The organism is Salisaeta longa DSM 21114, from assembly GCF_000419585.1.
GTDB lineage: Bacteria > Bacteroidota > Rhodothermia > Rhodothermales > Salinibacteraceae > Salisaeta > Salisaeta longa.
This window is the reverse complement of sequence record NZ_ATTH01000001.1, coordinates 1,946,679-1,958,831: the sequence shown is the minus strand read 5'-3', so window position 1 is coordinate 1,958,831 and position 12,153 is coordinate 1,946,679. Positions and strand designations below refer to the sequence as shown.

Here is a 12,153-nt window from a genome sequence, read left to right as displayed (position 1 = left end):
GGCCGGTTGTCAGAACAGTTCGTAGGCACACCGCCGCGGTGGAGTTCCTGCGGCGACGTGAGGCCTGCGTTAATCCTTGAAAAGGGTGGACACCGACTGGTTGGTGTAGATGTGGCGAATGGCTTTGGCAAACAGGCCGGCCACCGAAACCACTTCGATGCTGTCGGACGGGCGCTTCAGCGGAATGGTGTCGGTGATGATGAGGCGCTCTAACGGCGAGGCTTCGATGCGCTCGTAGGCCGGCCCCGAGAGGAGCGCGTGCGTGCAGGCGGCCATGATGTCGAGGGCGCCGGCTTCGCGGAGGGCGGTGGCGGCGCGGGTGAGCGTGCCCGCCGTGTCCACGATGTCGTCGATCAGCATGACGTTCATGCCCTCGACGTCGCCAATGATGTTCATGACGCGCGCCTCGTTTTGGCGCGGGCGGCGCTTGTCAATCAGCGCAATGTTCGCGTTCAGCTTCTGCGCGTAGGCCCGCGCCATCTTGAGGGCGCCCACATCGGGCGCAACCACCACGAAGTTTTCCAGCTCGTAGGCGCGCACATGATCGATGAGCACGCCCGAGCCGTACAGGTGGTCGACCGGCACATCAAAAAAGCCCTGGATGGGCGGGGCATGCAGCTCCATCGTCAGCACGCGGTCGGCGCCCGCGGTGGTGAGCATGTTGGCCATCAGCTTGGCCGCAATCGACACGCGCGGCTGGTCTTTCCGCTCCTGGCGGGCATAGCCAAAGTACGGAATGACGGCCGTCACCTGCCGCGCGGAGGCCCGCTTGGCCGCGTCAATCATAAGGAGCAGCTCCATCCAGTTGTCGGCGTGCGGATGGGTGCTCTGTATGATGAAGACATCCGCGCCGCGAATCGACTCGCCGTAGCTCACATAGATCTCGCCGTCGGCAAATTCGCGGATCGTCACGTCGCCGAGGGAGGTGCCATACGAGGCCGCGATGCGGCGGGCGAGCGCCGGGTTCGAGCGGCCCCCGAAGATGACAACGCGGCTGTCGGAGGAAGCAGGCATGGAGGCTGGGGGCGTGGGCACAAGAGAGCGTGGGCCGAAAAAAATCCTGTGCCTCGATGGGAGAGACACAGGATGCGAAACGCAGTTGGCTGCCCGGGGTGGATTCGAACCACCACTGACGGCTCCAAAGGCCGCTGTCCTGCCATTAGACGACCGGGCAGTATGGAATGCTGCTATACGGTAGCAAAAGCACGCGACGCTGTCAACCGCAGGCGCGCCTCCGAGTTCATGAAATTCGGTGAACCGCGCTGGTTTCGCCAAGGATTTACATTGCGCCGCGGGCCGAATCATCCGTTTGGGTCGCTCCGTTGCACGACCGTTCGATGTTCAACCTAACGGCATTCGTTTTATGGCGCAGCCCACGAAGGAAGTCATTGGCGTGCTTGGCGGCATGGGGCCGCACGCAGGCCTCGACCTGGTTCGCAAGATTTTCGATCAGACCGACGCCCGCATCGACCAGGAGCACCTGCCGGTGGCCCTGCTCTCGTACCCGGAGCGCATCATTGACCGAAGCACCTTCCTGTTTGGGCAAACCGACGAAAATCCGGCGTACGCCATGGCCGCCATTGCGCGCCAGCTCGACCGTGTGGGTGCCGTGGTGGGGGCCGTGCCATGCAACACGGCGCATGCCCCGGCGATCTTCGACGTGATGTGCGAGGAGGTTGCGCGCACGGGCCATTCCATTCGCATGCTGCACATGATCGACGAGACGGTGCGCTTTATGCAAACGCACCTGCCCGACATCGGCTGTGTGGGGACGCTCTCCACGCTTGCGGTGTACGAGCTGGGCCTGCACCGCCGCCCGATGGAAGCCGCGGGCTTCGAGGTGGTAACGCCCGACACGGCCATCCAAAAAGAGGTCGTGAACCAAACGATCTTCGACGAAACGTACGGCCTGAAGGCGCACAGCAATCCGGTGACGCCCAAGGCGCGCAAGCAGCTGCTCTACGCCATCGATCATCTCCGCGAGAAAGGCGCCGATGCGGTGGTGCTGGGCTGCACCGAGCTGCCGCTGGCTCCGCTGGTAGGAGAGTTGGACCTGCCGCTCATCGATCCGACAGAAATCGTGGCGCGCGCGCTCATCGAGGCGGTACACCCGGAGCACCTGCGTCCCCTGGCGCCGCACTATGCCGCCTACGCCACCACGCCGTGACGGCGGTTCAGCATGCTGTCGACTTGCTACCAGCCAATGCGGCGGCGCGTCTCCTCGGTGGGGCGATCGGCCAGGGGCTTCGGGGCGTTGGCCACCGGGGCCTGCGGCACGTTCTCTAACGTGGTGATAGAGACACCGTCGTAGTAGAAGGTTAGGATCTCGCGGTACGAGTGGCCGCGCTGCGCCATGACGTGCGCGCCCCACTGCGCGAGGCCCACGCCGTGGCCGTAGCCGCGGCCCTCAATGACGTACGTGTCGCCGCTGCGGCGGGCATCGAACCACGTGCTCTTGAGCGGCGCGCCCGAGACGCCGTTGTTTACCGCCAGGCGAAAGTCGTTGGCCTGCACGCGGGTCGTTTGCCCATTGGGCTTGAGCAGTTTGAAGAACATGAGCCGTCCGTCCTCGCTGCGGTCGCCCAGGTAAAAGCCCTGCACGTCGATGTTGTAGTGGGCCGAGAGGGCGCGCAGCACGGCCGGACGCGACACGCGGGCCGTCCACCGATGATGCGGCGACGGCTTATCGTACGGGTCGGGCCGCCCGCGCAGGTACGGGAGCACTTCGTCGGCATCCCACACGTCCTCGTTGTCGGCCGTGTGGCCGCCGCTGGACGAAAAATAGACCGCTGCGATGAGTTCGCCATCGTAGGTGACCACCTCGCCGCGGGTGTCCTGGGCGGCGTCGCGCGCCGTCGCCGTAACGGCCGACACGCCCTTGTACACCTGCGAGGCGGTGCCGTCCACATGGTCGTACGATCCGCTGAACTTGCCCGTGGCGCGCAGGGCGTAGGTGCGCGCCACAACCGCCATGGCGCGGGCGCCGGCTTCGTCCTTAAACGGATACTCGCTGGCCACCACGCTCGCTACGTAGTCGGGCAACGGCACTTCGTTGACGAGCTGCAGGGCGTTGCCCTCGGGCGTGATGTAGAGCGCGCCGGTATATGCGCGGGCCGCGCCTGCGCTGGGCGTCAACGAAAGCGTTGCCCCCGAGATTTTGAGTGCGCGGGCATAAATCCACCGGTCGCCATGGGCAAGCGCCAGCTCGCCCCCGCGCCGGCTGATGGTGGCCGTCTCGCCAGCGTCAATGCGCAATAGCGGATCGGTGGACAGGTCGGGCAGCGTCACCGTAAGGTCGCCGCCGGTGGCTTGCACGTCCACGCGCTCCACACGCACTCCGTGCAGCAGCCGCACGCGCACCTGTTGTGCGCCCTCCGGCAGTTGCGCCGCGGCCGGCCGGAGGCACAGCAGCAGGCCCACGAGAACGCCCACAGCGCGCGCGGCACGAGTACGAGAAACGAAAGCCACCACAGGAAACACGCATTCGATGAAAATCAGTCGTGAGTTGGTAACTTAAGGAGCCGCGTGCCATTTTCCAAACGTCACGGCCCTTGTCCACGCATTTTTCGGCTATGCTCATCGATACCCACGCGCACGTTTACCTCGATCGCTTCGACGACGACCGCGCGGCGGTGCTCGAACGCGCCCGGGCGGCCGGGGTGCACACCATCGTGCAGCCCGCCATTGACGTGCCATCTATCGAGCAGGCGGTGGAGCTGTCGCGGGCCCACGAGGGCCTCTACGCGATGGCCGCGCTTCACCCGTCGGAAACCGAAACCGCCACCGACGACGATTTTGCGGCGGTGCGCGCGTGGTGCGACGACCCGCATGTGGTGGCGGTGGGCGAGAGCGGCCTCGACTACTACTGGGACCGCTCGTTCGATGACCGGCAACACAAGTTCTTTCGCCGCCACATCCGCCTGGCCATGACGGCCGACCTCCCGCTCATCATCCACAACCGCGAGGCCACCGCCGATGTGCTGCGCCTGCTGGAAGAAGAGCGCGCCGCGCACGCCCATCCCGAGCGCCTGCGTGGCATCCTGCACTGTTTTGTAGATCCGCCCGATGTGGCCGCGCGCGCCACAGATCTGGGGTTCATGCTGGGCATTGGCGGCATTGCCACCTTCTCCAACAGCGACGTGGGCGCCCATGTGCGTGAAATCCCGCTGGAGCATCTGGTGCTGGAAACCGATGCGCCCTACCTGGCCCCCGAGCCCAAGCGCGGGCAGCGTAACGAACCGGCCTTTGTGCGACACGTAGCGGAGCACGTGGCCGCGCTAAAAGATGTACCGCTCGACACCGTGGCCCGTGTAACGACTGCCAATGCCCGCCGCATCTACAATCTCAACTGACCTATGCTCTTTGAGAAAGTCACGTTTCCAAACGCCGATGGTACGTCCCTCGCCGCCCGCTTCGACCGGCCGCCCGCGCCGCCCCGCGCGGTGGTGCTCTTTGCGCACTGCTTCACCTGCTCGAAAGACCTGAAGGCCGTTGGCGCCATCAGCCGGACGCTCGTGGAGGAGGGCTTCGCCGTGCTGCGGTTCGACTTTACGGGCCTGGGCGAGAGCGCGGGCGACTTTGCCGACACCACATTCTCGTCCAACATCGAAGACCTCGTGGCGGCGGCCGACTTCCTCGCGGATGCCTACGCGGCGCCGCAGTTGCTCATTGGCCACTCGCTGGGGGGCGCGGCGGTGCTGCGCGCGGCACACCAGATTCCGAGCGTTGAGGCGGTGGCCACTATTGGCGCGCCCTACGATCCGGAGCACATCAAACACCTGCTCACGGAGGAATTGGACACCATCGCGGCAGAGGGCGCAGCGGAAGTGACCCTCGCGGGCCGCCCGTTCACCATCAAGAAGAAATTTCTGGACGACCTCGCCCGGCAGTCCACCGACGACGTGGTGCGCACGCTCGACCGGCCCCTGCTGCTCTTTCATTCGCCGGTCGACCAAACCGTGGGCATCGAGAATGCCCGCATGATCTACGACGCGGCCAAGCATCCCAAAAGTTTTGTGTCGCTCGATCAGGCCTCGCATCTGCTCACCGATCCGGCCGATGCCGCGTTCGTGGGCCGCGTGCTTTCCGCCTGGGGCGCGCGCCACATCGACACGTCTACGTCGGATCGTGACGGCGAGGACGCCGCGTCTCACGGCACCCACATCGTGGCTCGCACCCCGGCCGAGGGCTTCCGCACCGATGTAGTCGCCGGCGCGCATCGATTCACGGCCGACGAGCCGGAATCCGTGGGCGGCACCGATACCGGCCCCACGCCGTACGACCTGCTGGCGGCCGCGCTGGGCACGTGCACGTCCATGACGCTGCGCATGTATGCCGATCGCAAGGACTGGCCGCTGGAGGAAGCCGTGGTGGCGGTGACGCACGAAAAGATTCACGCCGAGGATTGTGAGGAGTGTGCGACCGAGGAAGGCAAGATCGACCGGCTCACGCGCTCCATTCAGGTGGAAGGCGCATTGGATGCCGAGCAACGCGGGCGCCTGCTGGAGATTGCAAACAAGTGCCCGGTGCACCGCACGCTCACCAGCGAAATCAACGTCGTCTCGCATCTCATCGACGAGTAACAGGCGCTTATGCAGGCATGGTGGCGCGGCGCGTGGGCCGTTTTTCGGAAAGATATGCGGGTGGAGCTCCGCAATCGCTACGCCCTGAACATGCTGGGCATGTTTGTGAGCGCTACGTTGCTGCTGCTGCTTTTTGGCGTGGGCCCCACGGACCTCAGTGCGCGCGTCGAGGCGGCGCTGCTGTGGGTTGTCATCTTGTTCTCGGCGTCGGTGGGGCTGGGGCGCTCGTTTGTGGCCGAGGAGGAAGGCGGCACGACGCTGCTTCTGCAGCTCAACACCCGGGGCAGCATGGTGTTTGCGGGCAAACTGCTGTTTACGTTGCTTTTGGTGGCCGGCCTCACGGTGCTTTCCACCGGCCTCTTTGTGCTCTTTTTTGATGTGACGGTGCAGGACGTGGGCTTGCTGGCTGTAACGCTAGCGCTGGGCGCGCTGGGGCTGTCGGGGGCTACGACCTTGCTGGCGGCGCTCATTGCGCGGGCGGCGCGCCGGGGCCCGCTCTTGCCCGTGCTCCTGCTGCCGGTGCTCGTGCCGCTGCTGCTGTCGGGCGTGGCCGCTACGCGCAGCGCCTTTCTGGGGCTGGGGTGGAACAGCGCGCAAGACGAGCTGCTCACGCTCGTGGGCTTTGCGGGGGCCACGCTCTCGGCCGCCACGCTCCTCTTCGATTACGTGTGGCTCGACTAACCGCAGGCCGCGCTGTGCCCGGCGGGCTGGATTCTTCGGCACGGCTTGGGTATGCTGCATCTGCTACGTCGCCGCTTTTCAGGACATCGATGCTGCTGCCTGCTTATGATCTGCTGTCTGTTTGAGGATGCGCATGTGCCGCACCTGCGCCCGCTCGTCAACACGCGGGCCGCGTACGACCTGCGGCTGGGCGGCCGCACCCTGGCCGAGACGGCGCTGGAGGCGTTTGAGGGGCGGGGCACGGCCGTACACGCCCGGTCGCTGGTGCGCGGCGTCACGCGGCGCGCGCATCCCGAGGCCTTCACGGCTGTGCCCGGCGGCGCCGATGTGCTGTTCGTCAACGGCCGCTGGGTGGCCGAAGAAGGGCCGCTGTTGCAACAAGTGCGGCGCGCCACGCAATCGCCCGAGCCGGCGGCCTTCCTGCAAGACGATGTGCTGGTGGCCGCGTGGTGCCCCGATGCCGCTGCACGCCTGCCCGACGACGTGCTGGAGCGCGAGGCCCTGGGACCCGACGTGGTCGATCGCCTGCCCCCCACGTTTGTGGACGGCGCGACGCTCGTCACCCATCCGTGGGACTTGCTGGATACGCTGCGCCCGGCGCTCCACCGCGATTTTGAAGCGCGCACCGGGCCGTACAACATCCTGGAGTCGATCCACGAGCGCGCCAACACCACGGTGCATCCCAGCGCGGTGGGCGTGCGGCCCGAGGCCATCTACCTCGCGCCCGGCGCGACGGTGCATCCCGGTGCCATCCTCGATGCCAGCGGCGGGCCGCTCTACATCGGCCAAAACGCCACCATTCAGGCCCACGCGCTGCTGCGCGGGCCGGCGTACGTGGGGCCGCAGTGCCAGATCAAGCCGCAGGCCGACATTGAAAACGCGGCCTTCGGGTACTGGAGCAAGGTGGGCGGCGAGGTGCACGATTCAATCATTCAGTGCCTCAGCAACAAAGGCCACGCCGGTTTCCTGGGGCACGCATACCTGGGGCAATGGTGCAACCTTGGGGCCGACACCAACACCTCCAATCTGAAAAACGACTACGGCACCGTACGTGCTTACGACCCGGCCGCCCGCGCGCCGGTAGATACCGGGCGCCAGTTTGTGGGCCTGTTCATGGGCGATCATTCCAAGTGCGGCATCAACACGATGTTTAACACGGGCACCGTCGTGGGTACGTGCTGCAACCTGTTTGGCGGCGACTTTCTGCCGCGCTACGTCCCGTCGTTTGCCTGGGGCGGCGCGCACCACGGCTTTGCGACGTACCGGCTGCCCAAGGCGCTGGCGGTGGCCGAACGCGTGATGGCGCGTCGCGACACGGCCTTTGACGCGGCCGACGAGGCGCTCCTGCGCACCCTCTTTGAGGAGACAACCGACGCGCGTGCTGAGGCTTTGTCCAGCATGTAACCGGTGCCCACTATGCCACGCGTTGACGATGATGGGGCAACCGTACCCCTTAACCTGCACGGCCACTCGGCCACCGGATCGGGGCGCCGGACAATCAAAACGGCGCTGCACGACGCCCTTGACGATGGATTTTTGGCGGGCTACGCGGCGGGGGCGCTGCGGCTGGGCCTCGATCGCTTCGCGGCCCCCGACCCGACGCCCATCACCCTACGAGACGTATGGCAAGCCGTACGATCAACAGAACGGGCGCGGGCCTTCATCCTGAATTTGTGAACGCATGCGGCCAGGGGGCGGAACGCGCAGGGAGGCGTAGGGTACACAGCGACGAACATATTGGCGCATGCAGCGCCTGGCGCTGTATCAAAACGGTGGGGTGGCGGAGCCTGGCTGAACGCACCGGTCTCGAAAACCGGAGTGCCCGTTAGGGTACCGGGGGTTCGAATCCCTCCCCCACCGCCAAATCAAACGCCCGCTTGTGCACAATTCCGTGCGCGGCGGGCGCTTGTGTGTCGACGGCCATTGCATCCCGCACGCGCCCCTACCAGCCCCGTGTTCCGGGCCCGCCCTTAAACGGCCCCACAACGTCTGATGTGATCCAGCCGCCATAGAACGACCCTTCCTGCGGGGCAACATCTTCGCCGTCCACCACGCAGCGGTCCATGCGGTGCGCGTAGAACGAAACGTAGCCCGCGATGTCCTGGAAGCGCGGCCGCGGGTTCGGGTATGCCCAAGCGGCGGCTTCGGCGCGGGCCTCGCCGACGGCTACATCGTAGTACACCGCCTGGCCCTTAAACTCGCACAGCGTTCGCTGTCCGGTTTGCTGCAAGTGCTCCATGGCAATGTCATCGGGCGGCAGATAGTAGGTGGGCGGGTGACTCGTCTCAAGCACGCGATACGCCGCAGTGGTGTCAGCAAGGAGGACGCCGTCAAATATCACCTGCAGGTGGCGGTCGGTGCGTTCCAAACGCGGCGGGCGCGGGTAGTCCCACACCGATTCTTGGTCGGGGCCGGGCGCAGTACGTGAAGGCATAGCAGCAAAAAGCGATGATTAAAAGCGGGCCTCGTATACCGTCCACCGGCGCTCGCGCTCGCACCGAATGTGAATCAGGTGTAAACAATTGTGAAAGCGGTTTTAGCCCTGCATTTTCCTTCGCCCTTTGTTAAATTCGGAAAGGCGTGTGCGCTGTACACGCACAATCGATCTTCTTCGCAGTTGATGTCTGAGCAATGCAACGTCTCCTTTCATTTGTCGGCGTACTGCTGTTTCTTTTCGTAAGCCTTGTCCCTGCGGTGCACGCCCAAGAGCGGCGCGACGGTACAACGGGCGACCTTCCGCATGTGCTGCCGCCGGCTCCCTTTCAAGGGAAGGTGATCGTGCCGCGTCCCGAGCGCCAACCACGGCCCAAGGTGTCGGACATCAACGTGGAGTTCGTCCCCACCGGCGAAACGATCTTCAACGGACAATACAGCTGCGATAGCTGGCCCGCAGAAGCGCAAATTGCCTTTCAGCGGGCGACGACCACGTGGGCCCAAACGATCGATACAGAGGTGCCGCTTACCGTGCGCGCATGCTGGACGTCGCAGTTAGGCGCCAATGTATTGGGCGCTGCGGGGCCGTTTACGTACTTTGCGAACTTCCAGGGTGCGCCCCAACAAGAAACGTGGTATCCCATCGGGCTTGCCAATGCGCTTGCTGGAGAAGACCTCAACGGACAAGACCCAGAGATTTTTGCCCTCTTTAGCGCCAGCCGTAACGACTGGTACTTTGACGAAGACCCGAACGGTTTGCAGCCCAACGAGCTGGACTTTGAGACCGTCATCCTGCATGAAATCGGCCATGGGCTTGGGTTTACCGGCTCGGGCAGCTACGGGCAAGACGGATGCGGCCAAGCCGACGCGGGTTGTTACGGCTTGCAATCGAGCAACGGCGACCTGTTTCCGGTGATCTACGACCTGTTTGTAGAAGACGGGCCGGGCAGCCCGATGCTTTCGTACGCGAATCCGTCGCAGGAGCTGGGCAACTTGTTCACCGGCGGCGCGCCCAGTGGTGGAGCGGGCGGCATCTACTTCAACGACACGCCGGTAAATGCCGAGGTGGGGGCCCCGGCCAAACTCTACACGCCAAGTAGCTGGAGCGGTGGGTCGAGCTACTCGCACTGGGATCAGCAGACGTTTATCACAACGCTCATGAAGCCGGCCCTTCCGGCCGGACAGGCCATTCGCGATCCGGGCCTTTCCGCGGCGCTGATGGAGTCGATTGGATGGCTGCGCTTCAATCCGGAGGTGTTTAACCTCGCGCTTGCCTCGGCCCCGGCAGAAGGCGACGCGACGCTTTCGTGGGAAGTGGGAGACAACGCCCAAATTCAGGAATACTACGTGGATGTGCGCTACTTCGATGAAGCCTACCGGCAAGTGAAGGTCATTGATGGCTCGAACACGGCTGGCGGCACATTGCAAACCACAATCGAAGACCTGGGGCTGGGCCAGCACACCTTCCGCCTGCGGTGGAAGCGGAGCGACGGCACCGAGGGTAGCAGCTCAACAGAGCCGTCGGTGACGTTCCAGCTGACCACCTTTGAGGTAGCAGCTGAGGCCAGCACCGACGATCCGTTGAACCGCGGGCGTCTAACAGCCAATTGGAGCGTGCCGCCGGGGACGGATCTGCGCGATTACGTGTATGAGGTGTCGTACCGATCGGGCCTCACACGTCCCTTCCAGACGATCCGAACGACAACTGAAACGCAAGCAACCCTTGAGAACCTGTTTCCGGGACGGTACACGGTGCGCGTGCGCATGATCGACGAGGTCAGCGGAACGACGTACACCTTGCAACAGGAAGCAAGTGCCAACGTCGAGTTCTCGGGCGACGTGGCCATCACCGACGTGTATCCGAACCCGACCAGCCAGCGAATCCACTTCAACGTAACCACGCGTACCGCACAGCAGGGCAATATTGTGGTGTACAATACACTGGGCCAGCGGGTGTACGAGGCCACGCGCGACTTCGGGCGCCAGACGCCGGAGTCTGTTGATATTCCTGTGGGCGGATGGGGCAGCGGCGTCTACTTCGTGCGCGTCTCCAGCGATGTGTTTCAGCGCACCTTCAAGGTTGCTGTTGTGAACTGAGGCAACGCGCCGGATACGCTCTTCCATGCCGTCCTGAACCGGCAGGGGCAATCTCGCGTAGCAAAACGCGACGTTGCCCCTCTACAAAGGATAGATTGCCATGAGCCTGCGTCTGGCATGGATGCTTGCACTGCTGGGCATGCTAAGCGGTGCCTCTGACGGGCGCACGGGCAATGCGCGGTACGCACAGCAGAACTATGCGGCAGCCGAGGCGGCCTACCGGGCGGGTTTGCGTGCAACCGACGACACGACGGGCGCGGTGTATGCGGCGCTCCAGCACAACCTGGGCCTGGCCTTGCATCAGCAGCAGAAGCACCGGGAGGCGCTGCAGGCGTTTCGGGCGGGCGCGCGGGCCGCGGCCTCCGATGCCGAAGCCGCCCGGGCGTACTACAACGCCGGCAACACATCCGTCACGATGGGCGCGCTGCAAACCGCGCTTCGGCTGTATCGCCAGGCCCTCCTGCGCATGCCCACCATGGACGCGGCGCGGCATAACTACGAAGTGCTCAAGCAAGAACTGGCCCGCCGTCAGAAGCAACGCCGGACGCCCGCGTCGGCCATCGAACCCTCGGCATACGCACGCCAGTTAAAGCAGCAAGCCGATCGCCTCGTGGCGCGCCAGCAGTACGACGCGGCGTACGCGCTGCTCAGCGAGGGCCTCCGTCAAGACTCAACGGTGCGCGCGTATGGCGACTTCATGCGGCGGGTGCAAGACATTGTGGAAATAAACGTGCGGCATCCATGACGCGTCTGTTCCTACTGGCTTTGTTGATGGGCATCGGCTATTGGGCGGGGGGAGTCCACTGCGCACGGGCCCAAGCGGCCCCCGAGGCGCTGCGGTACTACCACGAGGCCGCAGGCCATTACGTGCATCAGCGGATGGACGAAGCACGGGCCGCGGTAGCGCGTGGGTTGGCGCTGGCCCCCAATCATCCACGCTTGCAGGCGCTTCAGCGGCAACTTGAAAAGAAGCGCCCCCCCAAGCAGCAGCCTCAACAGGGCCGCTCGGGGCCCGCGCAACAAAGCGGCGGCCGCGCGAACACCTCGGCGGCACAGGGCGGTGCTCCGCAACCGCCCACCGAGGCAGGGCGTGGACGTCAGGGGGCCCCCCGCGGATCACAAGCCCGCATGGCAGGCGAACGATCGTCGCAGCGCACGTCCGATACGCAGGATGAAGGCGCTGCACGTCGCGCAGCAACGGGCGTGGCCGACGTTGATGGAACCGCTGCCGCCCGGATGCCGCTTACGGCTGCCGAAGCCCGTCGCATTCTGAACGCCATGGCAAACGCCGAGCAGCAGCTGATGCGCGCGGTGAGCCAGCGGGCGTCGGGGGCCTCGCCACCTACGAAAGATTGGTAAC

The 12,153-nt window shown here is 65.0% G+C and carries 12 protein-coding genes and 2 tRNA genes; 10 read left to right on the top strand and 4 right to left on the bottom strand.

Annotated elements, in window-relative coordinates:
- Positions 1 to 69 precede the first annotated feature (69 nt).
- Together SALLO_RS0108120 and SALLO_RS0108115 are read right to left on the bottom strand one after the other, a co-directional pair.
- Positions 70 to 1,014 (bottom strand): ribose-phosphate diphosphokinase, encoded by a 945-nt coding sequence (locus SALLO_RS0108120; protein ID WP_022835808.1) that lies wholly within the window; start codon positions 1,012 to 1,014, stop codon positions 70 to 72.
- An 86-nt stretch (positions 1,015 to 1,100) separates the two neighbouring features.
- Positions 1,101 to 1,174, bottom strand: a tRNA-Gln gene (locus SALLO_RS0108115).
- A 189-nt stretch (positions 1,175 to 1,363) separates the two neighbouring features.
- On the opposite strand from SALLO_RS0108115, the gene SALLO_RS16105 reads away from it, so the two are divergent.
- On the top strand, positions 1,364 to 2,167 hold the full coding sequence (locus SALLO_RS16105) for an aspartate/glutamate racemase family protein (protein ID WP_022835807.1): 804 nt from the start codon (positions 1,364 to 1,366) through the stop codon (positions 2,165 to 2,167).
- Positions 2,168 to 2,193: 26 nt separating this feature from the next.
- Here the strand turns inward: SALLO_RS16105 and SALLO_RS16100 are convergent, their stop codons facing one another.
- The gene (locus SALLO_RS16100) at positions 2,194 to 3,471 is read right to left on the bottom strand and encodes a SpoIID/LytB domain-containing protein (protein ID WP_169577905.1); all 1,278 of its coding nucleotides are present in this window, start codon (positions 3,469 to 3,471) and stop codon (positions 2,194 to 2,196) included.
- Between the two features lie 101 nt (positions 3,472 to 3,572).
- On the opposite strand from SALLO_RS16100, the gene SALLO_RS0108100 reads away from it, so the two are divergent.
- The 6 genes from SALLO_RS0108100 to SALLO_RS0108075 all read left to right on the top strand — a co-directional run bounded on the left by SALLO_RS0108100 (position 3,573) and on the right by SALLO_RS0108075 (position 8,126).
- A complete protein-coding gene (locus SALLO_RS0108100) occupies positions 3,573 to 4,352 on the top strand; it encodes a TatD family hydrolase (RefSeq protein ID WP_022835805.1) in 780 nt (259 codons plus the stop codon).
- A gap of 3 nt (positions 4,353 to 4,355) precedes the next feature.
- On the top strand, positions 4,356 to 5,582 hold the full coding sequence (locus SALLO_RS0108095) for a bifunctional alpha/beta hydrolase/OsmC family protein (protein WP_022835804.1): 1,227 nt from the start codon (positions 4,356 to 4,358) through the stop codon (positions 5,580 to 5,582).
- Positions 5,583 to 5,591: 9 nt separating this feature from the next.
- Complete coding sequence (locus SALLO_RS0108090) at positions 5,592 to 6,263, top strand: heme exporter protein CcmB (protein ID WP_022835803.1); 672 nt, start codon at positions 5,592 to 5,594, stop codon at positions 6,261 to 6,263.
- Between the two features lie 105 nt (positions 6,264 to 6,368).
- Positions 6,369 to 7,667, top strand: coding sequence for a GlmU family protein (locus SALLO_RS0108085; protein WP_022835802.1), 1,299 nt, complete (start codon positions 6,369 to 6,371; stop codon positions 7,665 to 7,667).
- Between the two features lie 12 nt (positions 7,668 to 7,679).
- Positions 7,680 to 7,940, top strand: a complete 261-nt coding sequence (locus SALLO_RS0108080; protein ID WP_022835801.1) for a hypothetical protein — start codon at positions 7,680 to 7,682, stop codon at positions 7,938 to 7,940.
- Between the two features lie 94 nt (positions 7,941 to 8,034).
- A tRNA-Ser gene (locus SALLO_RS0108075) sits at positions 8,035 to 8,126 on the top strand.
- A 79-nt stretch (positions 8,127 to 8,205) separates the two neighbouring features.
- Here the strand turns inward: SALLO_RS0108075 and SALLO_RS0108070 are convergent.
- Complete coding sequence (locus tag SALLO_RS0108070) at positions 8,206 to 8,697, bottom strand: DUF427 domain-containing protein (protein WP_022835800.1); 492 nt, start codon at positions 8,695 to 8,697, stop codon at positions 8,206 to 8,208.
- A 197-nt stretch (positions 8,698 to 8,894) separates the two neighbouring features.
- Between SALLO_RS0108070 and SALLO_RS0108065 the strand changes: the two genes are divergently transcribed.
- The 3 genes from SALLO_RS0108065 (at position 8,895) to SALLO_RS0108055 (ending at position 12,152) form a co-directional block, all read left to right on the top strand.
- The gene (locus SALLO_RS0108065; RefSeq protein ID WP_022835799.1) at positions 8,895 to 10,793 is read left to right on the top strand and encodes a T9SS type A sorting domain-containing protein; all 1,899 of its coding nucleotides are present in this window, start codon (positions 8,895 to 8,897) and stop codon (positions 10,791 to 10,793) included.
- Between the two features lie 100 nt (positions 10,794 to 10,893).
- Positions 10,894 to 11,538, top strand: coding sequence for a tetratricopeptide repeat protein (locus SALLO_RS0108060; RefSeq protein ID WP_022835798.1), 645 nt, complete (start codon positions 10,894 to 10,896; stop codon positions 11,536 to 11,538).
- Complete coding sequence (locus SALLO_RS0108055) at positions 11,535 to 12,152, top strand: hypothetical protein (protein ID WP_022835797.1); 618 nt, start codon at positions 11,535 to 11,537, stop codon at positions 12,150 to 12,152. The genes SALLO_RS0108060 and SALLO_RS0108055 overlap by 4 nt, the downstream gene beginning before the upstream one ends.
- Position 12,153 lies beyond the last annotated feature (1 nt).